Source organism: Actinoplanes sp. NPDC000266 (assembly GCF_042899005.1).
Classification (GTDB): Bacteria; Actinomycetota; Actinomycetes; order Mycobacteriales; family Micromonosporaceae; genus Actinoplanes.
On the sequence record NZ_JBIAZI010000002.1, the window covers coordinates 192,909 to 217,339 of the forward strand.

Sequence of the window (24,431 nt, forward strand, 5' to 3'; positions counted from 1 at the left end):
ATCAAAGAAGTTGGGGTGCGGCGGTCGTCACACTCCTGGGGCCGACCGACGTTGCGTAACCAGGAGGTGATCCGCTGTGATGGGGGCACACGTAAACCCTGGGGGGCCCGCACGTGCAGATCCTCATCAAGATCGTGGTCACGAGCATCGCCGGTGGCGTGGCCTATCTGCTGACCAACGTCACCAAGCAGCCCGAAGTCTGGCAGATCACGATGTCGGTCTTCGTGGCCGGCGTGGTCCTGGTGGTCCAGTTCCTGATCGACGTGGCCGAGCAGTCGCGCCAGCTGGCCGAGGCGATACGCGTGGACGGGGCGAAACAGTCCCAGGAGCTGGTCAGCTCGGTGGCCGAGATCAGCGCGGCCGCGACGCACCTGGCCATGGCCGAAGCCCTCATCGGCCGCGACAGCCTCGTCCGGCTGGTCGAGTCCGCCGGCCGGATGAATCCCCGGGAGGAACTGCAGCTTCGGTTCGCCCGCCGTCAGATCGAGGACGTGGCCAACCTCATCGACGGTCTGCGATCCGGGCGCGCGGAACACGAGGGTGAGGACCCGGACTGGCTGCTGGGCCTCACCGAGACGGCGAGCACCAGCATCGACGCCACGAGCATGACGTCGTTCGACAAGCATCGCGGATTCGTCGACGAGGGGGAATTCTGGGAAAGCGACTTGGGACTGCGATACCTTGACCGTCAGCGCAAGGCCCTCGAACGAAAGGTGAGGATCCGGCGGCTGTTTCTGCTCACCGAGGACGCAACGGACCCCGTCCAGCTCAAGAAGCTGCTCGAACCGCACCGGAAGATCAATGTGGAAACCCGGATCTTGCGCTCGGACGACGTCTACTTCCTCCACCAGAACGATCTGGAGGACTTCATCGTTTTCGATCAAAAAGTCAGCTACGAGTTCCACACCGCGAGGGCACTCAAGAAGAATGTGACACCATTGATTGCTAGCGTGGCCCTGGTGGTCGAGCCCCGGCTGGTGGCGAGACGCCGGGAGCGATTCGAAGAGCTGTGGGACGCCGCCCAGCCGCCGCAGGACGAGCCAGCACCGCACGTTGCCAGCGATGCCGACCCAGGAGGACGAGCGTGACCCCGATCGATCGAGGCCTGGTGGAGGACGTCACCCCGTTGATCGGCAACGGTGATGTCGATTGGGACAGCTTCGACTCTGCGGCGTACTTCAGCAACAACTACGGCGAACTGCGAGCCGACGACGCCCGGATCATCACGATCGTCGCTGACTTCTTCGCAAGGACGATGTCGCGGATGCCGGAGCGAGCGATTGATGTCGGATCTGGGACCAACCTCTACCCCGCTTTGACCATGCTTCCCTACGCGGGGCGGATCACGCTGTTCGAGCGGGCGTTCACCAACCGCGCATGGCTTGAGAAAGAGCTGTCTGAGCCGCACGGCTCGTGGTGGCAGTTCTGGGAGGCGATCTCGGACCGCCGGCCGAGCTACGGGCCGATCAACAGGCCGCTCGACGTGCTGCGCAGCCGGGCCGCGGTCGAACGGGGCAACGTCTTCGCCCTGCCTCCCTGGCAGTACGACATCGGCACCATGTTCTTCGTCGCCGAGTCGATTACCACTCGCATCGACGAGTTCCAGCGCGCCACGCGGTGCTTCGTCAACGCGCTCAGGCCCGGAGCGCCATTCGCCGCCGCCTTCATGCGGAACTCCTCCGGCTACGTCGTGGGCGGCCAATATTTTCCCGCGTGTTCGGTCGACGAGTCGGATGTGTCCCGGGCTTTGGCGCCCATCGCTCGCAACGTCGACATCGAGACGGTGGAGAGTAATGACCTTCGCGACGGTTACTGCGGAATGATGGTGGCCACCGGCCGGAAGAAGTAGGTCCGGACAGGACTCGCCCACTCGCGGGTCAAAGGCCGCCGTGCGCGGGAGCCCTAATCTGAAAGACATGGCCTTCATGCGCACAGACGTCGTCATTGTGGGCGCCGGTGTCGTCGGTCTCACCACGGCCGCCCGGCTGGCCGAGCGCCGTCCGGGCGTACGCATTTCGATCTACGCGGATCATCTGGGCGAGGAAACGAATTCGTACGCGGCCGGTGCCATCTTCGACCCGCATATGGCCGAGCATCCTAGGCGTGATCTCTGGGCCCGGATGACACATACCGAGCTTCATCGATGCCACCGGAACGGCGAACCCTGGGTCCGGTTCCTCCGCGGAATGGAGGCCTCGCGTACCCACCTCGCGTCGCCGCCGAGCTGGGCGCTGGATCTGCCGGGCTACCGCGAGTGCGATCCGGCGGACCTACCGGCCGGCTTCGCCACGGGCTGGCACTATGAAGCGCCGCTCGTCGACATGCCGCTCTATCTGGACTGGCTGGGACGGCGATCGGCGGCCGCCGAGGTGCCTGTGCACCGGAGACGCCTCGAAACGCTGGAAGAAGCCTTCGACAGCACCGCGATCGTCGTGAACTGCAGCGGCATCGGCGCCAGCAGTCTGGTGCCTGATGGCTCGATGCAGCCGATGCGCGGACAACTCGTCAAGGTCAGCAATCCCGGCATCCATGAGTTCTTCGTGGAGTATCCCGCCGCCCCGGACATGGGCGAGAGCACGTACATCCTTCCGCAAGGCGATTCTCTCCTCCTCGGAGGGAACGCGGAGAAGGGCGAGCCGGAACCGGTCCCCGATCCGGTCGTCGCGGCGGGCATCCTGGAAAGGTGCCGAGGGGTTTTCCCGCAGCTCGCGTCCGCGGGTGTGCTGGAACATCGTGTGGGGATACGGCCTCGCCGATCGGAGGTACGTCTCGAGCATGAGGACCTCGGCGACCGCCATATCGTGCACAACTACGGCCATGGTGGATCCGGGGTGAGTCTGGCCTGGGGGTGCGCCGACGACGTGGCGGACATCGTTCTCAGTCTCCTCGATGCCGGTATCGGGTGTTCGAACGTCTGAGGTCGTCTTTGGCGCCCGGCCGCTAGCCTCGGGGGTGAGGCGATCGACCCGACCCCCATGGGCAGGTGACAGCGCACCGATGCAGATCCAGCCGCGGCAGCAACTCCTCGACATCTGGCGATACACGATCAAGGCGTCTTTCGACGATGGTGAGTGGCGCCCGGACGGCGGCAACTCGATCAGCGACGCCGAGCAGCTTCTCTGCCTGATGTCCCCGGCCACCAAGCTCAAGCAGTTGCAGCTCAGCCGGCCGGACGCCGTCAGTCCCGACATCGAGGAAGCCCTGCGCGAGCTGGGCGACGTCATCCGGATCCCCCAACGGCTGCTGACCATCCTCGACGACTACATCGACCACTACACGAAGGACGGGACACCGGTCTTCCCCGGCGGCTCCTACTTCCAGTCCGAGGGCGGGGAGCTGAGCGACGAACAGCAGCGCTGGGATGTGGTGGACTCGTACGCCATCTCGGTGACGCTGATGCTGGCGATCATCGGTTTCACCCAGGACTACCGGCGCGTTGCCCGGCCGTCCGCCTTCGACCGCATCGACGACCTGGAGGACAAGGCCAGCAAACGGCTGACCGCCGCGATGATCGGGCTTCTTCGCAGCTTCTCGGTGAACGTCTTCTCGATGGACGTCGAGATGGGCACCCATCTCATGCGTACGGTGAATCAGAGCCGCCAGCGGCCCGATCAAGCGGCCGAGAAACTGCGCGAAGCCCTGAAGGAAGTCATCGCTGGACTGCGTGACGACCTGTCGATCGGCATCGGCACGGTCAAGGCCGAGGAGCTGGAGGACCCCCGCTGGCTGTTCGAGTGCGGCTGGTCCTGGGGTGTGGTTCGCGGCGCGTCACCGATCGAGACGAACGCCGACATCGGAGCGCAGGGCGAGGGCATCGCCGAGAACGCGCCCTACCTGTATTTCACCACGGTCGCCATGGACGCCGCCCAGGCTCTGGCGGCCGAGCGCACCCGGCTCCCCGGATGGCTCGACCCGGAACAGCTCCGGCTCGCTCAGCAGTTGCAGGCGCGGTCCGAGCTCGTACGGACGTACTGGGCCACCGTGGCGACCTTCGAGTCCGAGGGCGCCTGGCCGATCGAGGACATCCCGTGGAAGACCACGGACGGCCGGGAGACCGAGTACTACAGCCTGCTGGTCGTCGGCCTGGTCATGTCCCAGATGGCCACCGAGACCGTCACCGATGAGGGGTTGCGGCGGGTGTTGAACGTCCTCGACCGGCTGGCCGAGCGGAGCCGGATCACCGCCCGGGTGACCGGCGACGACGCCTCGGGCGTCGAGATCCATCATCCGGGCGTCAGCTTTCCGCTGGTCGGCAGCCGCACGAGGAGCGGACCGCTGCTGGAGTGGACTTTCGTCGACATGTCGCCGGTCCTGCTCAAGCGGACCGTGGAGCTCGCCGCCCTGATGCCGAGCGGGGCGCTGCGACGGCGGGCCAACGATCTCGCCGACAAGATCTGGGGCCATCTGTCCCGCCGGCGGATCCGCGACGGCGTGGGCGAAGGCCTGTGGGACTCGCCGTCGGGGGTGTTCACGCACGCGGGCGCCGTCGAGGAGCGGCTCAGCTGGGCGTACACGAAACGCGTCGTCGACTGCCTGATCGCCGCCGCGCAGAAGGTGTCCACGCAGCAGAAGCCGGATCAGGAGCTGGGCGACCTGGCAACGAGCCTGTTGGACGAGGCCGAGCAGTTGCACGACCTGGAGTTGCTCAACAGCTCGGCCCGGGCCGGCAGCCCGGGGCGGGCCACGCTCGACCAGCTGGGCTCCCAGCTGCGCGCCGCCCGCGAGAACCTTCCCGAACGGCCGGGCGTCTCGGCGTCCTACCTCTACCCCGTGCTCCTCGAACTGGGCCGCCTCGACGCGGCCCGCCGAGCCAACTCCTGACTGACGAGGAGAACGAGATGCAGATCCAGCCGCGTCAGCAACTCCTGGACATCTGGCACGCGACGGCGCGGGTGTCCTATCACGACGGTGAATGGCGGCCGAGCGGGAACTCCATCAGCGATGCCGAGCAGTTGCTCTGCATCATGGCGCCGGCCACCGAGATCCACCTGTTCCGCCTCGACCGCCCGGACGCTGTCGCGAACGACGTGCTGGAGGCCCTCAGGCCGCTCGGCGACAATCTGCAGATCCCGCAAGCATTGTTGCGCGCGCTGAGCGGCTACATCAGTCGCTACACCGCGGACGACGGCACGCCGATCTTCTCCGGCGACTCCTACTTCGCGCCGGAGGACGAGGGCGCCGAGATCAAACAGGAGCAGCGCGAGCTCGACGTGGTCGACTCGTTCTCCATCTCGATCACGCTGATGCTGGCCACGATCGGGTTCACCAAGGTCTTCCGCCAGGTGGTGTCCAGGCCGGTCCTGCTCCAGAGGGTCGACGAGTTGGAGCGGGCAGCGGCCGTGCGGCTGTCGGCGGCCATGGCCGGCATGCTGCGCAGCTTCGCGGTCAATGTGTTCAGCGCGGAGGACGACGCCGGCCGCGAACTGATTCGGGCCGTCAATCAGGAGAGGCGTCCCACCCGTCTGGTCGTGGAGGAGCTGCGCGACGCTCTGCGGGAGATCAACGCCCGCCTGCGCGACGACGTCACGATCGGATCCGGCGCCGCCGAGGGTAATGAGCTGGACAATCCCAACCTGCTCTTCGAGTGCGGCTGGTCGTGGGGCGTGGTGCGGGACGCACCCGAGATCGAGACCACGGCTTCGATCGGCGAGCAGCGGGCGGGCGTCGCGCTGAACGCGCCGTACCTTTACTTCACGACCGTGGCGATGGACGCCATCCAGGCGCTGTCGTCGGAGCGCACCCGGCTGCTCGGGCTGCTCGACAGCGAGCAGGCCCGTCTGGCGCAGTCGCTGCAGCTGCGGTTCGAGCTCACCCGGTCGTACTGGACGGCGATCGCGACCTTCGGCTCGGGCCGCTGGCCGTTGGAGGATCTCCCCTGGTGTACCACCGACGGTATCGAGTCCGATTACTCCAGCCTGCTGGTCGGCGGCATCGTCATCCAGGACATGCAGGCGGCCCGGGCGTCGAACACCGAGCTGCGCCGGGTCGCCGACGTGCTGGAAGAGCTGGCCAACCGCAGCCGTATCACTCGTCGCTCGTCACAACCCGAGACCGCGATCATCATTCAGGTCCCCGGCTTGCGCCTTCCGCTGGAGGGCAGCGAGGACGACGGCGGCCCGCGGCTGGCGTGGACGGTCGCCGACATCTCCCCCACGCTGTTCAAGCGCTCGATCACTCTGGCCGGCATGCTGGACGACGGCACGATCCGCAGCCGTCTGCTCGACCTGGCCGATGCGATCTGGGAGCACCTGGCCGATCGGATGATGCGCGAGGGAGAAGCCCGCGGCCTCTGGGACAGACCCGCGGGCGTTTACAGATACCTCCCGGACGATCTCCGCGAGGCCTCGTGGTACTACACGAGACGGGTCGTGGACTGCCTTGTCGCGGCGGCCCGGCTGATCAACGCGCCGCCGCTGGGGAGCCCGCTGCTGACCCAGATAGCGGCCGACCTCCTCAACGAGGCCGACCATCTCTACAACCGTGAGCTGCTGAACGGCACCACGCCCGGCGAGATCCTGCGCGCCGAGCTGGAACGCATAGGCTCGGAGCTGCGACGGGCCAAGTTCGTACGGCGGGAACGGCCCGGCGTCGCGATGGCGGTGGCCGGGGAGGTCCTGCGCAAGCTCGACCGGCTCTCGGCGGCCCGTCGGGCGGACAGTGGGGTGTCCTGAGGTGCTCGTCTTCGGGACGTCCGACAAGGGCGGCACAGGCCGGTCCGTGACCATCAGCAACCTGGCCTACCGGCACGCCTTGCAGGGCTACGACGCCTGCTATCTCGACTTCGACTTCGGCTCACCGACCGCCGGGGCCATCTTCGACCTGCCGGAGGCCGTCGCCGGGGTGGAGTCCGGCGGACTGCACAGCTATCTGCTCGACGGCGAGGCGGAGCCACAGCGGATCAATGTGTGGGCCGGCACGCAGCGGGAAGCTCTGCGCAGCCGGCCACCCGGTGCGGGACGGCTGACTCTCCTGCCCGGCGACGCGGGGGGCGGCGAGTTCCCATCGGCGGCCGGCATCGTCGAACGGTGCGTCACGTTGTTCCAGCGGCTCGACGAGGAGTACGACCTGATCCTGGTCGATCTGAGCGCTGGGCGATCGTACGCGACGGAGATCGTTCTGGCCGCTACCCGGCACGAGGCGCTGCGACACGTGCCGGCGCGCTGGCTGGTCTTCCACCGCTGGACCCGGCAGCACATCATCGCCGCCAGCGGCCTCGTCTATGGCCGTTCCGGCATCATCGAGACCGGCGGGCGCCTGGGTCATGACACCGCCGGGCTGCGGGAGTCGATCCGGTTCGTGCGTACGGCCGTGCTGGATCCGTCTTCACCGGATCAGGCCGGTCTGCGGCCCGAGCAACTGGCCTGGCTCGATGTCTGCAACCGGCGCCTGCAGGATCTGGCCTCGCGCAAGGGGGTCGGCCGGCTCAACATGATCGGTGAGGTGCCGCTCGATCCGGTGCTGCAATGGCAGGAGCAGCTGATCTCGAACGATGACGTGTGGCTGCACCGCACGGCCAACGAGCGGACGGTCGCCGCGTTCGAGGAGCTGTCCAAGAAGATCGTCGACGAGAACGCGTGGGTCGGCCTGTGACCCGCTCCGTGGCCCTGTCGCACCTGTCGGTCGAGCTGGGTCACCTCTACATGGACGACTTCGCCGGGGGCGAAGCACGACTCCGGGAGCAGTTCCATCGCGTACGGCCGTGGGCCGAGACCGCCGTGCGGGAGGCTTCCGCAGCGCGCGGCCGGCCGCGGATCAGCACGTGTTTCCTGATCGACGACTACTTCACCCGGTTCTCGACGCCGCGGGAGGTGGTGTCGATGCTGGTCGAGGCGGCCGCCGCGGAAGGGCTGACGATCGACTACGTGGCCCGAGAGTCCGGTTGCGCCCGGGCCGGGAGCGTCGAGGTGGCCCGGCTGGTGGAGGATCACCTGGTGGACGAGCCGGCCGAAGGGGCGAACGGCCGCCCGGCCACCAAGATCACGGGCTGGCTCACCAACGGCGAACGTTCTCCCTCCCTTCCCGCGTCGGCGATGGCGGCGCCGCGGGAATGGCGGCCGGCCCGACAGAGCGCCGTCCAGAACCACTCGATCTTCGTGGACGTCGAGCTGTGGAGCGAGGAGCCGGGCGGCGAGCGTCTGTGGTCCTGCCCGTTCCTGGCCGCGGTGTGGCAGCTGCAACGTCTCGGATTGCTGCGTCACCTGGGCGAACCGGTCGCCGAGCCGGTCCCGGTGGCGACCGGCGAGCTGCCGGCCGAGTGGAATCTCATGCCACCGGTCGTCAGGTTGAATCCGGGAGCCGCGCCGTTCCGCGCCTACCGCACGTTCACCGTGATGGACTCCCGGTTCCTGCCGATCGAGCTGGCCGTACGCACGATCCTGGGCGCCGTGGCGATCGATCCGGCCGCCGCGGCCCAGGTCCGTGACCGGGCCCGGGGCGAGGGCCTGGATCTGCCCGGCGAGACGGTGGGCCGCATCGGTTACTCCCTGCTCTGACCCAGCTCCCGCGAGATCTCCCACAGCTCGCGAAAGAGCTGCGCGCATTCCTTGACCCGCGAATCGGTCAACACCAGCCGGGTCTCGGCCACCTGCGCCAGCCGCGGGTCGGTGGTGGTCGGTGTCGTCTCGTACGCCAGGGTGTCGTCGAAGATGATGAGATCGCGCACCTGGACCTGGAGCGGAGTGGGCACGGTGGAGCGGTCCAGCAGGCGTACGTCGATCAGCATCTCGCGCTGCTCCTGGTAGGCAGTGCGCAGGCCGGGATCGTGTTCCATGGCCGGGTCGTCGAGCACGAAGATGCGGCGCACCCGCTTGCCGGCCCGGGCGGCGCGGCGCTGCGCGTCCAGATAGCGCTGACCGATCTCGCTCTGCCACAGATCGTGGTCGACGGCGGCCATGCTGATCGCGTCGACGCTCTCGGTGGCGTGCCGGGTCAGGCCGAGCAGCCAGTCGCGGTCCTCGCCGTAATAGGTGACCGTGCCGCCCTCGGCGAGCTGCTTGAGGAAGTCGGACGTCTCTTTGATCTTCGCTTGGACGAACTGGTAGACGATCGGCGGCGAGTCGGGCGAGATGGTGGTCGAGTTCCGTACGAGCTGCGTGACCAGGTCGGTCTGCAGCGCCGACGCCTCGATCAGGCCGAACAGCGCGGTGGCGTCGCTGATCTCGGCGAACGCGTCGCCGACGAGCTTCTTGGTGTCCTCGACGCTGTCTCTCTGGACTTTCTCGACGGTGGTTAGCCTCTTCTCGAAGTTGACCAGGAAACGGATGATCAGCGCGATGCCGCCGATCAGGACGGAGAGGATCAGGCTGACCGCCGCCGGCTGATCCAGCCCGTTGGTGATCAGGTAGGTGATGCCGCCGGTGGCGACGGCGACCAGCGCCATGCGCAGGGCGCTCACCGCGGGACCGCCGCCGACAGAGCCTCCACCGCTCCGAGCGCGAGCTGGTCGCGGATGCGGTCGCGCAGCAACACCCACTGACGGGTGAGCGCGGCCTGTCTCTCCGCTTCCGCCCAGAGCCACTCGGTCCCGGCGGGCAGCCAGAGATGAAGCAGATAGTCGACGGCGGGGCGCAGCCGGCGCAGCGACTCGTCGAGCGGCAACGTGCCTATGGCGGCTCGCTCGAGGATGCCGATGACGGAGGTGAGCAGCCAGTCGTGCAGCGCCAGGTCCTCCGCGAAGGCCAGGAGCGGCTCCGGCTCGGCGTCGGACGGCACGACAACGTGGAGCAGCCGTAACCGGTCGTCGTGCACGGCGAAGCGGGACAGCTCGGATCTTTCGGCCCGCTCGACGACGAACCTCAGCCCGGTGCGAGGAAGGCGCAACCGCCCGCCACCGGGCAGCGCCCGCTGCACCATGTCGGACGCCCGTCCCGCTATTTCCCCCAGGTCGAGGGCGCTCGGCGGCCGTTCGGCACCGGTGAAACCCGCGGCGAGCTCGCCGGGGCGCCAGCGGCCGACCGCCTCGATCACTCCGGGCCGAGCCAGATAATGCGACCAGGGCCGCCGGGCGCCGCCCGCGACGGGCTCCACCGTCGCCCAGGCCGTGCCCTGCACGACATGACCGCCGGTGATCGCGGCGCGTTGCAGGACGGTGCCGATGCCACGGACCTGACGGGCCGGCGCGCCGAGTGGGCAGTCGACGCCGACGGGGCGATCGGGCGACCGGACGTACGCGCGCGGCCGTTCCCGGCGCAGCACCGGCTCGCCGGCCACCAGGTCGACCAGCAGGCCGGCCTCGGCGGAGCTCACGGGGCCGTGCCCGCGCAGCAGACCGGTGTGGACCTCACCGACGATGAGCAAGTCGCACCACCATTCGTAGCCCCGCGACTACCATCCCATGGGGCGGCCGGCAAGCGCGAGACGCGAAAAGCGGCAGCCGCCGGAGAACCGGTCACGTCGCTGCACCGGCGGCGGGTCGATCACCGCTAGCTTCGGAACGTGACCCATGACCGACCCGATGTTCTCATCGTCGGCGCCGGTGTCTCCGGCCTGACCACAGGCGTGCTCCTGGCCGAGAGCGGCCTTCGCGTGCGTCTGCGCGCCGAACACGAGCCGCGGAAAAGCAGTTCGGCCGCGGCCGGGGCGATCTGGGATCCGATCTACGCCCAGCACGCGCGGGTCGAGCAGTGGGCCGCCCGGTCCTACGACGTGTTCGCCCAGCTCGCTTCGGCCGGGTCTCCGGGCGTACGCGTCGTCGACGGGGTCGAGGCCTCCCGTGTCCCGATACCCGTCCCGGGGTGGGCCCCGGGCCTGCCGGGCTATCGCGAGTGCGACCCGGCCGAGCTGCCGCCGGGCTTCGCCAGCGGGTGGCGCTACACCGCGCCCCTCATCGACATGCCGACCTACCTGCTGGAACTGCACAGAAGGCTGCTCGACGCGGGTGGCGAGCTGATCTTCGGCGAACGTCTGCCCACCCTCGGCGCCGCGTTCGCCGACAGCGACGTCGTGGTCAACTGCAGCGGGGCCGGCGCACGGGAGCTGGTGCCCGATCCGTCGGTCCAGCCGATTCGGGGGCAGATCGTCGCCGTACGCAATCCGGGTCTGACCGACTTCTTCGCCGAGCACACCGATGAGCTGGGCGAGATGACTTATCTCCTGCCGCAAGGGGATGTGCTGCTGCTGGGCGGCAGCGCCGAGAAGGGTGAGACCGAGCCGCGACCGGACATCCGGATCGCCGAGGCGATCGTGAGCCGGTGCAGCGAGATCTTCCCGGCCATCGGCGGCGCCGAGATCCTCGGGCACCGTACGGGCATCCGGCCGTCGCGGCCCGAGGTGCGCGTCGAGCGCGAGGAGCTGGGCGACGGCCGGTGCGTCGTGCACAACTACGGGCACAGCGGGGCCGGCGTCAGCCTCTCCTGGGGCTGCGCCGATGACGTGCTCTCCCTGGTGCGGGCAATAGCCTGAGGGATGTGACAAGCGACGTTCTCGTGGTCGGTGCCGGTGTCGTCGGCCTGACCACCGCCATCCGCCTGCAAGAGCAAGGCCTTCGAGTACGGGTCCGCGCGGCATCGGCGCCGGCGGACACGACCTCGGCGGCGGCCGGGGCGATCTGGGACGCGGAGCTGGCCGAGCATCCGGACGTACGACGGTGGACCGCAACCAGCTTCGACGTCCTGGCCGGAATCGCCGGCGACCCCTCGGCCGGCGTGCGGGTGACCGCGGGCGTGGAGGCCTCCCGAACTCCGGTGGCCATTCCCGAATGGGCGACGCCGTGCGAGCCGGCCGACCTGCCGCCGGGGTTCGTAACCGGCTGGCGGTACGAGGCGCCGGTCACCGACATGCCGACGTATCTGACGTGGCTGGTGGGGCAGTTCACCGGTGAGATGGTGACCGGACGGCTGGACCGGCTCGCGGACGGTTTCGCGGAGGCGCCGATCGTCGTCAACTGCACCGGCCTCGGCGCTCGCGACCTGGTGCCGGATCCGTCCGTCACACCTTGCCGCGGGCAGCTCGTCATCGTTCGCAACCCGGGTCTCGACCGCTTCTTCCTGGAGTACACCGACTTCGTCGAGGAGATGACCTACCTGATTCCGCAGGGCCCCACTCTCCTGCTGGGCGGTTGCGCCGTCCTCGGCGACGAGAGCGCCGTCCCCGATCCGGCCATCGCGGAACGCATCGTCGAACGCTGCGCGAAGGTGTTCCCGGAGGTCGCCGGCGCCGAGGTGCTCGGGCACCGGGTCGGGCTGCGGCCGATGCGGCCCACGGTGCGGCTGGAGGCCGAGGATCTGGGTGGCGGCGGGCGGCACCTGGTCCACAACTATGGGCACGGCGGCGCCGGCGTCAGCACCTCGTGGGGCTGCGCCGGCGACGTCGCGGAGATCGTGCGGGGTCTGCTCAGCGGCCCTGGAGGCGCTTGACGTTGTCGCCGAAGGTCCAGGACTTCGAGCCGTCCCAGTTGATGGACCAGGTCATCAAGCCCTTGATGGACGGGACGCTGTTGTACGCCTGCGTGACCAGGGCGGGGGTCATGTAGCCGCCGCCGGCGCCGGGCTGGGCGGGGAGGCCGGGGACCTGCTTGTCGTACGGGATGCGGATCGTGGTGCCCTGGATGGTGAGGCCGTTGTTCAGGCACTGGGTCTGCACGGTGAAGCCCTGCACGGTGCCGGCGGCGTACGAGTCGCCCGAGCAGCCGTACATGGAGCCGTTGTAGTACTGCATGTTCAGCCACCACAGGCGGCCGTTGTCCAGGTACTTCTTGATGATGGGGAGGTACGAGCCCCAGATCGAGCCGTAGGTGACGCTGCCTCCGGTGACGTAGGCCGTTTCGGGGGCCATGGTCAGGCCGAAGTTCGCGGGCATCTGGGCCAGCACGCCGTCGATGATGCGGATCAGGTTGGCCTGCGAGGTCGACAAGGTGGTGATGGTGCCGCTGCCGGTGAGGCCGGTCTCGATGTCGATGTCGATGCCGTCGAAGTTGTACTGCTTGAGGATCGGCACGATCGTGGCCACGAAGCGGTCGGCCACGGCGGACGAGCTCAGGTCGACGCCGGCGGTGGCGCCGCCGATCGACATCAGGACGGTGGCGCCGGCGGCCTTGGCCGCGCAGATCTCGGCGGCGGTGGGAACCTTGACGCCGGCGTCCATGCCGTTCTCCCACAGCACCGTGCCGTCGGAACGGATCACCGGGAAGGCGGCCATCAGCACGTTGTAGCCGTGCTGCGTGATCCGGCTGTCGTTGATCGGGATCCAGCCCATTCCCGGGTGTACGCCGTTGGAAGCCCCGTCCCAGTTCTCCCAGTATCCCTGAAGCACCTTGCCGGCGGGCCGCCCCTTGACGGCACAACCGGTGGCCGGCGGCGTGGTCGTCGGCGGGGTGGTGACCGGAGGAGTCGTCGTGGGAGGAGTCGTCACGGGAGGGGTGGTCGGGGTCGTCGGGCCCCCGGTGCACGCGCCGAGGTCCTTCCACAGGGTCGGCGTCGCGGCCGGGTTCCAGCCGGTGCCGGCCCAGGCCGTGTGCGTGACCAGCGCCTGGTACAGGTGGGCGTTGTACGTGACCTGCTGACCGGCCGTGTACGTCGGGCCCTCGCTCCACGTCACCGACGAGCAGGCGACGGCCGCTTCGCCGGCGGGAGCGACCAGCAACGAGGAGCCGGCCGCCACCGCCACCCCGGTGACCAGCGCTAACACAAGACGACGGACACCCATGGCGACTCCCTCGATGCGTGCGTGACGTGCGACACCCACATCATGGAGTTCACATTCGTAAATATCAAGGGTTCTTAACAGTCAGGGGCAGCCCCAGGTAGGACGCGTAGACCGCGAGGGCGTCGTCGGCCGCCCGGCGATCTTTGGCAGTGAAGGACACCAATGGGATGACGGTGACCGTGACGCCCTTGGCGGTGATCGACCGCTTCCAGGTCGCCATGACCCGCCCCTGCTTCACCAGCGTCGACTGGAAGATCCCGTTGCCGCCCGGAATGATCGCCGCCAGCTGTTCCGGCGTGGCCATCAGAGAGCGGTCCTTGTAGCCGAGCATGTATTCGTCGAAGCCCGGCAGCGCTCGCCAGTCCGGAAGTGCCCCGTAAGAGAAGCCGGGCGCTACAAGCATCTCGACGCCGTCGACGTCTACCGTCTCCAACCCGGCTTCGGCTATGCCGGTCTTGCAGTCGGCCATGGTCAAGCCTGTCCAGCCGGCGAAATCCTTGCGGGTGGCGGGGCCATGGCTTCGGAAGTAGCGGAGCGCTATCAGGGCCAGCGCCTCTTCACGGGACGGGCGGCGCGGCGACGGGACCCACTCGTCCAGCAGGACGAAGCTCTGTTCTTTGCCTATGTGGGGGCCGATGACCGTCACGCCGCGCTGAGCCACGTACCAGAGAAGGTGGTAGCCGCGCTGGCCGCTGGAGTCGACGCCCTTCTCCGACAGGACCGACAGGCACTGGGCCCGGGTCAGACGCCCTCCCCCGGCCAGCGCTGTTCCCAGGATGTCGACGGCGCGGTCGACGTCCGCCTCCGACAGGCCCAGCGTCTCGCGGCGCTTCGCGGCACCGGCCAGGGCCCGGACGCCCATCAGCTCCAGCATCCAATGGACGTCCTGCGGCGGCACGAAATGGACCGTCCCGCGCATCGGCCATGTTCGCACGGCCTCGCGTCTCTCCACCGCGGCCTCGACGTCGGCCAGGGTCAAGCCGGGCAGCCGCGCGCCGAAGGACCACAGGCCGCTGTTCACGTCTTGTGCCTGCATCGCCCCGAACCACTCCACCACCTCAGCCACCGTGGACACGGCCGAGGGGAACAGCGCGGACATGCGAAGGCCTAGGGCAGTCGTCCCATCCATGACGACGACCCTAGGCCCCGGGTACGACAGAAATCAGCGGCCGCGGACCGCTCGGTACAGGGCGATCAGGTTGTTCGTCGACGAGTCGTCGTCGGTGGCCGGAGCCGACGAGGCGGTCAGCTTCGGGGCCAGCTGGTTGGCCATGACCTTGCCCAGCTCGACGCCCCACTGGTCGAACGAGTTGATCTGCCAGATGGTGCCCTGGGTGAAGGTGATGTGCTCGTACAGGGCGATCAGCTGGCCCAGCACGGCCGGGGTCAGCTTCGGGGCGACGATCGTCGTCGTCGGGTGGTTGCCCTGCATCACCCGGTGCGGGGCGATCTCCTCGGACGTTCCCTCGGCCAGGACCTGCTCGAGCGTACGGCCGAACGCGAGCGCGCCCGTCTGCGCGAAGAAGTTCGACATGAACAGGTCGTGCATCTCGCCGATGTCGTGGTTGGGCGTGCTGAAGCCGATGAAGTCGGCCGGGATCAGCTTCGTTCCCTGGTGGATCAGCTGGTAGAACGCGTGCTGGCCGTTCGTGCCGGGCTCGCCCCAGAAGACCTCGCCGGTCTGATATCCCACGGAGCTGCCGTCGAGGCGTACGGACTTGCCGTTGCTCTCCATGGTCAGCTGCTGCAGGTAAGCGGCGAAGCGGTGCAGGTATTGCGAGTACGGCAGGATGGCGTGCGACTGGGCGCCCAGGAACGTGTCGTACCAGACGTTCAGCAGGCCCAGCAGGGCCGGGACGTTGCTCTCCAGCGGCTGGGTGCGGAAGTGCTCGTCGACCGTGTGGTAGCCGCCGAGCATGTCGGCGAACTGCTCCTTGCCGATCGCGATCATGACGGAGAGGCCGACCGCGGAGGGCAGGGAGTAGCGCCCGCCCACCCAGTCCCAGAAGCCGAACATGTTCGCCGTGTCGATGCCGAAGTCGCTGACCCGCGACGCGTTCGTGCTGACCGCCACGAAGTGCTTGGCCACCGCCGCGTTGTCACCGCCGAGGCCCTTGAGCAGCCAGTTGCGGGCCTCGGTGGCGTTGGTCAGCGTCTCCTGGGTGCCGAAGGTCTTGGAGACGACGACGAACAGGGTGGACGCCGGGTCGAGGTCGTGGGTCTTCTCGTACAGATCAGTGGGATCGATGTTCGAGATGAAGCGACATTCGATTTCCGGGGCCTTGTACGCCTTCAGCGCCTCATAAGCCATCACCGGTCCCAGGTCGGAGCCGCCGATGCCGATGTTCACCACCGTCTTGATGCGCTGACCGGTGTGGCCGGTCCACTCCCCCGAGCGCACCTTGTCGCTGAACGCTCCCATGCGGTCGAGCACCTCGTGCACCTCGGCCACCACATCCTGCCCGTCGACCACCAGCTTGGCCGTCCGGGGAAGACGCAGCGCCGTGTGCAGCACGGACCTGTCCTCGGTGACGTTGATGTGCTCGCCGGCGAACATCGCGGCGATCCGCTCGGACAGCTTCGCCTTGCCGGCGAGCGCCAGCAGCGCCGAGACCACCTCGTCGGTGACCAGGTTCTTGCTGTAGTCGACGGTCAGGTCGGCCACCTTCGCGGTGAAGCGCTCGGCGCGCTTGGAGTCGCTGCCGAACAGGTCGCGCAGGTGCACCGCCGAGAACTTCTCCGCGTGGCCCTGCAGCGCCTGCCACTCGGCGCTGTCGGAAACGTGTTCGCTCATTGACCTTGTCTCTCGCTCGAAACCCGGACTCTCATCCTCATCCTGGCACGAATCGGAGCGCGGCGACGGCGACGCAGTGGAGATCACTACCTCATAGACCGCCCACAGGCCGGCCACAGAGCCGGCACGGCCCGGCCCCCGAGGGTGGACGCCATGACGACCTTGATGGAACGACCAGCGGCCGCCGCGCCCCGGCACGAGGCCCCGGTTCCCAGGAGAGACCGCCGGTGGCCCGTCCTGGTGCTGTTGGCGGCGACCGCAGTCCTCTATCTGTGGGACCTGAGCGCCTCGGGTTACGGCAACAGCTTCTACGCCGCGGCCGCGCAGGCCGGATCGCAGAGCTGGAAGGCGTGGCTGTTCGGCTCGCTGGACGCCGGCAACGCCATCACCGTCGACAAGCCACCGGCCGCGATGTGGGTCATGGGCCTGTCCGCTCGGATCTTCGGCGTGAACAGCTGGTCCATCCTGGCCCCGCAGGCCCTCATGGGCGTGGCCAGCGTCTGGTTCCTGTACGCGGCCGTGAAGCGCTGGTTCGGCACCGCGGCCGGCCTGACCGCGGGGGCGGCGCTCGCCCTCACCCCGGTCGCGGTGCTGATGTTCCGCTACGACAACCCGGACGCCCTGCTCGTGCTGCTGATGACGGCCGGCGCCTACACGACGGTCCGCGCGGTCGAGAAGGCCTCGTGGAAGTGGCTGGCGCTCACCGGCGTACTCCTGGGCTTCGGTTTCCTCACCAAGATGATGCAGGCCTTCCTGGTCCTGCCCGCGTTCGCGCTGGTCTATCTGGTCGCCGCGCCGACCGGCCTCGGCAAGCGGATCCGCGACCTGCTCGTGGCCGGCCTGGCCCTGGTCGTCTCGGCCGGCTGGTACGTCCTGCTGGTCGAGCTGTGGCCGGCGTCGAGCCGCCCGTACATCGCCGGTTCGACGAACAACTCGCTGTGGGAGCTGGCCCTCGGCTACAACGGACTCGGCCGTATCCTCGGCGGCTCCGGCAACGGCGGAGGGGGCGGCGGCGGTGGGGGCAACGTCGGTTTCGGCGGCGCCACCGGCATCGGCCGCCTGTTCGGCGAATCGATGGGCCTGGAGATCTCCTGGCTGCTGCCGGCCGCGCTGATCGCCCTGGTCGCCGTGCTGGCGGCCACATGGACGGCGCCGCGCACCGACCGGGCCCGCGCCTCGATGCTGCTGTGGGGCGGCTGGGTCCTGGTCACCGGCATCACGTTCTCGTACATGAGCGGCACCATCCACCCGTACTACACGGTCGCGCTGGCCCCCGGCATCGCCGCGCTGATCGGCGTCGGCGGCCGGGTGCTCTGGCTCTACCGTTCCCGCCTGTGGGGCCGCGTCACGCTGGCGGCGATGGTCCTGGCCACGGCGGTCTGGGGCTGGGTGCTGCTGGGCCGCGCCGACTGGCTGCCGGTGCTGCGCTGGGCGTCGCTCGCGCTGGGCGTGGTCTTCGCCCTGGCCCTGCTGGTGCCGGCTTCGCGGCTTCGCCGCTTCGGGATGGTCGCCCTGGTCGCCGCCATTCTCTCGGCGGGTGCGGGCGGGGCGGCCTACGCGGCGGCGACGGTCACGGTGGCGCACACCGGCTCGATTCCCACGTCAGGACCGTCGTCCGCCGCCGGCGGCATGGGTGGTGGCGGTTTCGGCCGGGGTACGCAGGGTGGTGCGCCCAACCGCAACGGCACTCCCCCGGGCTCATCGAGCACCACGGACTCGTCCTCGGACAGCTCTTCGTCCACGACGGACGGCACGGCAAACGGCGGCGCCACGACCAACGGCGGCTCCACCACGGACGGCACGGCCAACAATGGCGCGACCACCGACGGCGCGACCGCGGACGGCACGGCCAACAACGGCGGCGGGCCGGGCGGCGGGGGCATGGGCGGGGGCACGAGCAGCAACACGGAGCTGAACGCCCTCCTCGAAGCCAGCACCACGAAGTGGAGCGCGGCCGTCAGCGGCGCCACCTCCGCCGCCGACCTCGAGCTGGCCTCCGGCACCTCGGTGATCGCCCTGGGCGGCTGGAACGGCAGCGACGCCTCCCCGACGCTGGAGCAGTTCCAGGCCTACGTGGCGGCCGGCCAGATCCACTACTACATCTCCGGTGGCGGGATGGGCGGCGGTGGCGGCATGGGCGGCACCACCACCGAGGCCAGCAAGATCGCTTCCTGGGTGGCCGAGAACTACACCGCGACCACCGTCGGAAGCAGCACCGTCTACGACCTGACCAGCTGAACCGGTCACGACAGGAGCCCCGCGCCCGTCCGGGCGCGGGGCTTTCGCGCGACCAAAGTCTTCGCCCCGGATGCCGCCCTACGGCCCGGTGTCCCACTCAGCTCGCTCCGAAGAGCCCGGAGCCGCGCCGCTGCGGTTGGGTGTCCGACGACGCGTACAACTTCCGCTTTTGCGTCCTAGGAGGCTAGTTCGAAAGGAGCCGTCAGCACGCGGGTGGCCTCCGCGGCCGGCAGCGGCCGCGAGAGGTGGAAACCCTGGGCGTAATCGCAGTCCATGTCGCGGAGGATGGCCAGCTGGGCGGCGTTCTCGATGCCCTCGGCGACCGTGCGCATGCCGAAGCGGTGGGCCAGGCGGATGATCGTCTGGACCATGGCGTCGTCGGCCGGATCGCCGCCCAGACGGTCGACGAAGGAGCGGTCGATCTTGAGGACGTCCATGGGGAAACGGCGCAGGTAGGCCAGGGACGAATAGCCCGTGCCGAAATCGTCCATGGCCAGGGTGACGCCGAGCGCCTTCAGCTCCGTGATGCGGGCCAGGTTCTCGTCGGTGTCGGTGAGCAGGACGCTCTCGGTCATCTCGAGGGTGAGCAGGTGCGGTGGCATGCCCGTCCCGGCCAGGACGGCGGCGACCGTGCCGGCCAGCCCGCCGGTCTCGAACTGGCGGACCGAGACGTTGACCGCCATGTGCACGCCGCCCCACTCGACCGCCTGCCGGCACGCCGTTTCCATGACCCAGCGGCCGAGCGGCACGATCAGGCCGGTCGACTCGGCGACGCCGATGAAATCGAGCGGCGGCACCATGCCCCGCGCCGGATGCTGCCAGCGGACCAGCGCCTCGAAACCCACGATCGCGCCCGTACGCATGTCGACCGTGGGCTGATAGTGCAGCACCAGCTCGTCGCGGTCGAGCGCGTGCCGCAGGTCGTCGGCGAGCGAGACCCGCCGCATCAGCTCGTCGTGCATGCTCGGGTGATAGGCCGTCCACATGCCGCCGCCGGCGTCCTTCGACTTGTACATGGCGAGGTCGGCGTTGCGCTGCAACTGCTCGATGTCGCTCGCGTCCACCGAGGACGCGATGCCGATGCCGGCGCCCGCGTGCACCTCGCGGCCGTCGATGACGAACGGGGCCTCGAACGCGGCCAGGACGCGGTCGGCGACGTCGGTGGGCGAGCCGGACGAGACGATCACCGCGAACTCGTCGCCGCCGAGGCGGGCGACCTCCGGATCGGCGGCGCGCAGCCTCTCGGCGACCCGCACGAGCAGCTGGTCGCCGGCGGCGTGGCCGAGGCTGTCGTTGATCTCCTTGAAGCCGTCGAGGTCGAGGAAGAGGATCGCCACCTCACCCTGGGCGGCGGCCTCGGCCAGCCGCTCGCGGAACAGGGTGCGGTTGACCAGGCCGGTCAGCGCGTCGTGATACGCGTCGTGGCGCAGCCGTTCCTGGAGGTCGTTGGCCTCGCTGACGTCGCGCGTGTTCAGCACCAGGCCCCGGACGTGCGGGTCGCCGAGCAGGTTGGTGATCGTCATCTCGGCCCGGCGCTCGACGCCGTCGGCGTGGCGCAGCGGGATCTCGAACGTGGTGATCGCGCCGTGCATGACCTCGTCGATCCGCGCCGCGACGACGGGACCGGCGACGTCGACGACCCGCCGGCCGGCCAGGTCCTCGACGCGATATCCGAAGATCCGCTCGACCGACGAGCTCTGATAGCGGATGGTCGAGTCGGCGTCGAGGATGGCCAGCGAGTCCGAGCTCTGCTCGACCAGCGCCCGGAACCGCTGCTCGCGGCCCTGAAGCTCGGCCGTGCGGGCGGCGACACGCTCCTCCAGGCTGCGGGCGAGCTGCCGGTTGTCGGCGCGCAGGATCGCCTCACGGACCACGATCAGGAAGATCGAGAAGTAGCGGCACCACGTGCCGAAGGGCGACGGCGAGCCACCGGACGACATCCAGAAAAGCCCGACGATCAAGGTCAGGACCACGACCGCGTACGGGAGGAGGACGCTGACGTTTCGCCGGTGGGCGGCCGCCTCCTGGCGGACCGTGGCGTCGTCGAGCCGGCGGCGCGTGGCGATCGTGGCCGCGACGAGCACGAGCAGATATCCGGCCAGGGCGACCGGATCCCCGCTGCCGAGCCGGATCGCCATCGCGTCGGCCACCGCCAGGAGGAACACGGCGGTCGAGGTCAGCGCCAGCGCCGTCGCGCCGGGAGTGCCGGGGCGGCAGCGGGCGAGCGCGCACAGCGCCACCGCGCCCAGGATCACGTCCGCCACCGGACGGCCGATGGCTTGAGGATGACCGGCCGCGATCGCCGGCTGCATGACGAGGTTCCAGCAGATCACCATGAGGGACGTGGTGATCAGCAGCGTGTCGACGGCCACGCGGAGCCGGGCCAGCCCGGTGCGCGGGGGCCGGGGAATCGCCGACAGGCTCAGGGAGGCGAGGACGACCAGGACGAGATGCCCGGCGACGAGACCGCCGAGGATGCCCAGGACGAGAGCGGCCCAGGCCAGCCGGAGCCGGCCGCCGCGGCGCGACACGACGACGAGACCGGCCACGGCAGCGGCCAGCGCGGCGATGGTGGTGACGACGCCCATGCCCGCATGATCGGGGCCGGGGCGGGGCAGTTGAGACAAACGCGGCGGCTCCCTTTCGGAAGCCGCCGCGCGAAGATCACTTCTTCTTTTTCTTCTTGTCTTTCTTGTCCTTCTTGTCCTTCTTGGACTTCTTCGCCATGGCGGACCCCCTCTCAACGTTCCAACGTCGGTCGTTAACGTTACGGAAAGACGGGGCTACGGGAAGTCAAACGAACGTGAACAGTGGGTGTCTCAAGACACCTGGGATTCGCTTGACCTCACCGTTCACGCCAGGTCAGCCCAGCTTGACCTTGAAGACCGGGTCGGCGGCGAGCTTCTTGAAAGCGGCCAGCGAGGTCGCGGTGCTGTTGATGCTGATGTCGCGGTCGCCCTCGTCGTCCTTGGCCGTGTCGAAGTACACGATCGCCTTGATGGCGGGCCGCTTGGCCAGCTCGGGCAGGACGCTCTGGAAGACCGGCGCCTTGTCGGCGACCTTGTTCACGCGGTGGTAGGCGCCCCACTCGGCGACCATGATCGGCTTGGCGGCGTGCTTGGTGGTGGCCCACTCGTAGAAGCCGGTGCCACCGCCGGTGGGCGCGCGGTCGAGCAGGTCGTTGAACTTGCCGTAGTGGTAGTAGCCCTTCTCGGCGCTGACGTACGAGTCGAGACCCATCCAGTCGACGATGTCGTCACCCGGCCACAGGTCCTTCCACCAGCTCTGCGCCATCCACTTCTCGTTGCCCATGTACGCCATCACGTTGATCACGTTGGTGGCGCCCTTGGCCCGCAGCCGCTCGATGGTGTGGCGGTACATCGCGGCGAAGTCCTTCGCCTCGAAGCCCGAGCCGGCCTTGGCCACGACGTCGTTCTCCGGCTCGTGGTTGATGGCGAGGAAGAACTTCTTGCCGTACGCCTTGGCGCGCGCGGCGAAGGCGTCGATGCGCTTGTCCTGCTCGCCCTTGGCGACCTTGGCCCAGTTCGAGCCGTACGCGATCTTCCAGTTGGTCAGCAGCACCCGCGGGCTGGCCGCGTCGGAGGTCATCGCGATCTCGGCCTTGGTCGGGAAGACCTCGTCGCCCTTGTGGTACGTGTGGAAGATCGTGGAGGTGCGGCCGCTGAGCTTCTCCCAGTCCTTCAGGGCCTGGTCGCGAGGAGCGTCGGTGAAGCCGCCGGCCGCCGCGCCCCAGAGGACGCCGCAGGTGGGGACGAGCTTGTCACCCGTCGTGCAGTCTTTTCCTGCCGCCGGCACTGGCGGCGACGTGTCGCCTTCCGTGGTGACCTCGAGGACCGGGGCGCCGGTCTTGGCCTCGGCCGAGTTGAAGCGCATGGCCGAAGAGGATGAGGTCAAGGCGAAGGCGTACGTGCCGGGGCCGGTGACCGACTTGCCGAGGTCGACCGAGAAGGTGCCGTTCGGGGTGGCGGTGCCGAGCACGGCGCCGAGCGCGGGCGCGGTGGCGCCGGTCAGCTTGCCCTCGGTCCAGGCCGTGCTGGTCACCTTGCGGACGCTGAGCTGGCCGGCGAACTTCGCCTGCGCGGTCAGGGTCAGGCGGGCCGACGCGACCTTGGTGCCGGCCGGAACCGCGAACTTCAGGAAGGAGGTCTTGGTCTCCTTGCCGATCACACCGGCGACCAGCTTGTCCTCGGCGCCGAAGACGGTGCCGGTGCGCGTGGTGGAGACGTACGAGTCGTCACCGGCGGCCAGCTTGATCGTCGCGCCGGTGCCGGCGACGGCCGTGGCGCCGGTCAGGGCGGTGGCGCCCGCACCAGCGAGCACGGCGGTCAGGACCGAATACCTCTGCAGCTTCGAACGACGCAACTTCTCGAACTCCCCCGCTGTGTCCGGCACCGTCGCGGCCGGGCATGGGTAAGAGATTCCGGCGTCGAAGGTGCGCGCTCGGTCCCCTGAACGGTGCGGTCAGGTTGCGGAGGCCGTTTTCCTCAACTTGCGCTTTTCTCCTCTCCTCGGGTAGCCAGACAGGATGATGCCGATCATCGACGGGCACAACGACCTGCCCATGCAGCTGCGCGGACGCTACGGATACGCGGTGGAGGGCCTCGACGAGCCCCGGCCGGAGTTGCAGACGGACATCCCGCGTCTGCGCGCCGGCGGGGTGGGTGGGCAGTTCTGGTCGGTGTACGTGCCGGGCGACCTGAGTGAACCCGAGGCGGTCGTGGCGACGATGGAGCAGATCGACGCCGTCTACCGGATGGCGGCGGCGTACCCGGACGACTTCGCGATCGCCTACAGCGCGGACGACGTCACCCGTGCCATCGGGGCCGGGAAGATCGCCTCGCTGATCGGCATCGAGGGCGGCCACAGCCTGGCCACGTCGCTGGGCGTCCTGAGGGCGTTCGCCCGCCTGGGCGTGCGCTACGTGACGCTGACCCACAACGAGAACCTCTCCTGGGCCGACTCGGCGGTCCGCGAGCCCCAGGTGGGCGGCCTGAACGACGAGGGCCGGGCGGTGGTGCGCGAGATGCAGCGGATCGGCGTGCTGGTCGACCTGTCCCACGTGGCGCCGGTGACGATGCACGCGGCCCTGGACACGGCCTTCGCCCCAGTGATCTTCAGTCATTCCGGCGTACGGGCCCTGCACGATCACCCGCGCAACGTCCCCGACGACGTCCTGACGCGCCTGCGCGACAACGGCGGCGTCATCCAGCTCACGTTCGTGGCCCCGTTCGTCTCGGCCGAGGCCCGCGCGTGGTCGGCCGCGGCCGACGAGGAGCTGACCCGCCTGGGCCTGCCCACGGCCGGCTGGCCCCGGGCGCCGCGCCCCGGCCAGGAGCCGTCGACGGTCCAGGACTGGCCCGGCCCCGACCCGCTCCAGCACCCGTCGTTCGCCCCGTGGCTCTCGGCCAACCCGCGCCCGCCGGTCCCGGCCACCCTGGTCGCCGACCACGTGGAACACGCCCGCGACGTGGCCGGCCTGGACCACGTGGGCCTGGGCGGCGACTTCGACGGCACCACGGAGCTCCCGGACGACCTCCGGGACGTCTCCGGCTATCCACGCCTGCTGTCCGAGCTGGCCGGCCGGGGCTGGACGGAGCCCGAACTGGACAAGCTCACCGGCGGCAACATTCTCCGCGTCCTGCGCGAGTCGGAACGCCTGGCGCAGGAGCCCCTCTGGCCCCTGTCCCCCGCTCGCTGACCCGCCTCCCGGATCCGCCGCCTTCCCGGCGGCCCCCTC

The 24,431-nt window shown here is 69.1% G+C and carries 18 protein-coding genes; 11 read left to right on the plus strand and 7 right to left on the minus strand.

Features of this window, described 5'->3' with window-relative positions; translation table 11 throughout:
* The first annotated feature begins 158 nt into the window (after positions 1-158).
* The 7 genes from ACFY36_RS07275 to ACFY36_RS07305 all read left to right on the plus strand — a co-directional run bounded on the left by ACFY36_RS07275 (position 159) and on the right by ACFY36_RS07305 (position 8,492).
* On the plus strand, positions 159-1,088 hold the full coding sequence (locus ACFY36_RS07275; protein WP_499745039.1) for a phospholipase D-like domain-containing protein: 930 nt from the start codon (positions 159-161) through the stop codon (positions 1,086-1,088).
* The gene (locus ACFY36_RS07280; RefSeq protein WP_499745040.1) at positions 1,085-1,849 is read left to right on the plus strand and encodes an SCO2525 family SAM-dependent methyltransferase; all 765 of its coding nucleotides are present in this window, start codon (positions 1,085-1,087) and stop codon (positions 1,847-1,849) included. The genes ACFY36_RS07275 and ACFY36_RS07280 overlap by 4 nt, the downstream gene beginning before the upstream one ends.
* 67 nt (positions 1,850-1,916) lie before the next feature.
* Positions 1,917-2,918, plus strand: a complete 1,002-nt coding sequence (locus tag ACFY36_RS07285; RefSeq protein WP_499745041.1) for an FAD-dependent oxidoreductase — start codon at positions 1,917-1,919, stop codon at positions 2,916-2,918.
* A gap of 79 nt (positions 2,919-2,997) precedes the next feature.
* On the plus strand, positions 2,998-4,821 hold the full coding sequence (locus ACFY36_RS07290; RefSeq protein ID WP_499745042.1) for an SCO2524 family protein: 1,824 nt from the start codon (positions 2,998-3,000) through the stop codon (positions 4,819-4,821).
* Between the two features lie 17 nt (positions 4,822-4,838).
* Entirely contained in the window at positions 4,839-6,671 is a 1,833-nt protein-coding gene (locus tag ACFY36_RS07295; protein WP_499745043.1) for an SCO2524 family protein, read from the plus strand.
* A 1-nt stretch (position 6,672) separates the two neighbouring features.
* The gene (locus tag ACFY36_RS07300) at positions 6,673-7,590 is read left to right on the plus strand and encodes an SCO2523 family variant P-loop protein (RefSeq protein WP_499745044.1); all 918 of its coding nucleotides are present in this window, start codon (positions 6,673-6,675) and stop codon (positions 7,588-7,590) included.
* The gene (locus ACFY36_RS07305) at positions 7,587-8,492 is read left to right on the plus strand and encodes an SCO2522 family protein (RefSeq protein ID WP_499745045.1); all 906 of its coding nucleotides are present in this window, start codon (positions 7,587-7,589) and stop codon (positions 8,490-8,492) included. Before ACFY36_RS07300 ends, ACFY36_RS07305 begins: the two co-directional genes overlap by 4 nt.
* Here the strand turns inward: ACFY36_RS07305 and ACFY36_RS07310 are convergent.
* Positions 8,477-9,394: a DUF6879 family protein gene (locus ACFY36_RS07310; RefSeq protein ID WP_499745046.1), complete on the minus strand. Its 918-nt coding sequence runs from the start codon at positions 9,392-9,394 to the stop codon at positions 8,477-8,479. The genes ACFY36_RS07305 and ACFY36_RS07310 overlap by 16 nt on opposite strands.
* Positions 9,391-10,296 (minus strand): SCO2521 family protein, encoded by a 906-nt coding sequence (locus ACFY36_RS07315; RefSeq protein ID WP_499745047.1) that lies wholly within the window; start codon positions 10,294-10,296, stop codon positions 9,391-9,393. The genes ACFY36_RS07310 and ACFY36_RS07315 overlap by 4 nt, the downstream gene beginning before the upstream one ends.
* A 138-nt stretch (positions 10,297-10,434) precedes the next feature.
* Between ACFY36_RS07315 and ACFY36_RS07320 the strand changes: the two genes are divergently transcribed.
* Together ACFY36_RS07320 and ACFY36_RS07325 are read left to right on the plus strand one after the other, a co-directional pair.
* The gene (locus ACFY36_RS07320) at positions 10,435-11,400 is read left to right on the plus strand and encodes an FAD-dependent oxidoreductase (protein ID WP_499745048.1); all 966 of its coding nucleotides are present in this window, start codon (positions 10,435-10,437) and stop codon (positions 11,398-11,400) included.
* Positions 11,401-11,405: 5 nt separating this feature from the next.
* Positions 11,406-12,353, plus strand: coding sequence for an FAD-dependent oxidoreductase (locus tag ACFY36_RS07325; RefSeq protein WP_499745049.1), 948 nt, complete (start codon positions 11,406-11,408; stop codon positions 12,351-12,353).
* Here the strand turns inward: ACFY36_RS07325 and ACFY36_RS07330 are convergent.
* The 3 genes from ACFY36_RS07330 to pgi form a co-directional block, all read right to left on the minus strand.
* The gene (locus ACFY36_RS07330; protein WP_499745050.1) at positions 12,331-13,641 is read right to left on the minus strand and encodes a glycosyl hydrolase family 18 protein; all 1,311 of its coding nucleotides are present in this window, start codon (positions 13,639-13,641) and stop codon (positions 12,331-12,333) included. The genes ACFY36_RS07325 and ACFY36_RS07330 overlap by 23 nt on opposite strands.
* 64 nt (positions 13,642-13,705) lie before the next feature.
* A complete protein-coding gene (locus ACFY36_RS07335) occupies positions 13,706-14,770 on the minus strand; it encodes a winged helix DNA-binding domain-containing protein (RefSeq protein ID WP_499745051.1) in 1,065 nt (354 codons plus the stop codon).
* Between the two features lie 33 nt (positions 14,771-14,803).
* The gene (gene pgi, locus ACFY36_RS07340; RefSeq protein WP_499745052.1) at positions 14,804-16,435 is read right to left on the minus strand and encodes a glucose-6-phosphate isomerase; all 1,632 of its coding nucleotides are present in this window, start codon (positions 16,433-16,435) and stop codon (positions 14,804-14,806) included.
* 153 nt (positions 16,436-16,588) lie between these two features.
* Between pgi and ACFY36_RS07345 the strand changes: the two genes are divergently transcribed.
* A complete protein-coding gene (locus tag ACFY36_RS07345) occupies positions 16,589-18,673 on the plus strand; it encodes an ArnT family glycosyltransferase (protein WP_499745053.1) in 2,085 nt (694 codons plus the stop codon).
* 176 nt (positions 18,674-18,849) lie between these two features.
* Here the strand turns inward: ACFY36_RS07345 and ACFY36_RS07350 are convergent, their stop codons facing one another.
* The gene (locus tag ACFY36_RS07350) at positions 18,850-21,261 is read right to left on the minus strand and encodes a putative bifunctional diguanylate cyclase/phosphodiesterase (protein ID WP_499745054.1); all 2,412 of its coding nucleotides are present in this window, start codon (positions 21,259-21,261) and stop codon (positions 18,850-18,852) included.
* 274 nt (positions 21,262-21,535) lie between these two features.
* The gene (locus ACFY36_RS07355; protein WP_499745055.1) at positions 21,536-23,056 is read right to left on the minus strand and encodes a CBM96 family carbohydrate-binding protein; all 1,521 of its coding nucleotides are present in this window, start codon (positions 23,054-23,056) and stop codon (positions 21,536-21,538) included.
* 163 nt (positions 23,057-23,219) lie between these two features.
* On the opposite strand from ACFY36_RS07355, the gene ACFY36_RS07360 reads away from it, so the two are divergent.
* On the plus strand, positions 23,220-24,392 hold the full coding sequence (locus ACFY36_RS07360; protein WP_499745056.1) for a dipeptidase: 1,173 nt from the start codon (positions 23,220-23,222) through the stop codon (positions 24,390-24,392).
* Positions 24,393-24,431: the final 39 nt, after the last annotated feature.

What these genes read in the sequence shown, in the direction of transcription:
- ACFY36_RS07335 (WP_499745051.1), bottom strand. Translation starts at nt 14,770, where the DNA reads ATGGATGGGACGACTGCCCTAGGCCTTCGCATGTCCGCGCTGTTCCCC.
- pgi (WP_499745052.1), bottom strand. Translation starts at nt 16,435, where the DNA reads ATGAGCGAACACGTTTCCGACAGCGCCGAGTGGCAGGCGCTGCAGGGC.
- ACFY36_RS07290 (WP_499745042.1), top strand. Translation starts at nt 2,998, where the DNA reads ATGCAGATCCAGCCGCGGCAGCAACTCCTCGACATCTGGCGATACACG.
- ACFY36_RS07295 (WP_499745043.1), top strand. Translation starts at nt 4,839, where the DNA reads ATGCAGATCCAGCCGCGTCAGCAACTCCTGGACATCTGGCACGCGACG.
- ACFY36_RS07345 (WP_499745053.1), top strand. Translation starts at nt 16,589, where the DNA reads ATGACGACCTTGATGGAACGACCAGCGGCCGCCGCGCCCCGGCACGAG.
- ACFY36_RS07350 (WP_499745054.1), bottom strand. Translation starts at nt 21,261, where the DNA reads ATGGGCGTCGTCACCACCATCGCCGCGCTGGCCGCTGCCGTGGCCGGT.
- ACFY36_RS07330 (WP_499745050.1), bottom strand. Translation starts at nt 13,641, where the DNA reads ATGGGTGTCCGTCGTCTTGTGTTAGCGCTGGTCACCGGGGTGGCGGTG.
- ACFY36_RS07285 (WP_499745041.1), top strand. Translation starts at nt 1,917, where the DNA reads ATGGCCTTCATGCGCACAGACGTCGTCATTGTGGGCGCCGGTGTCGTC.
- ACFY36_RS07360 (WP_499745056.1), top strand. Translation starts at nt 23,220, where the DNA reads ATGATGCCGATCATCGACGGGCACAACGACCTGCCCATGCAGCTGCGC.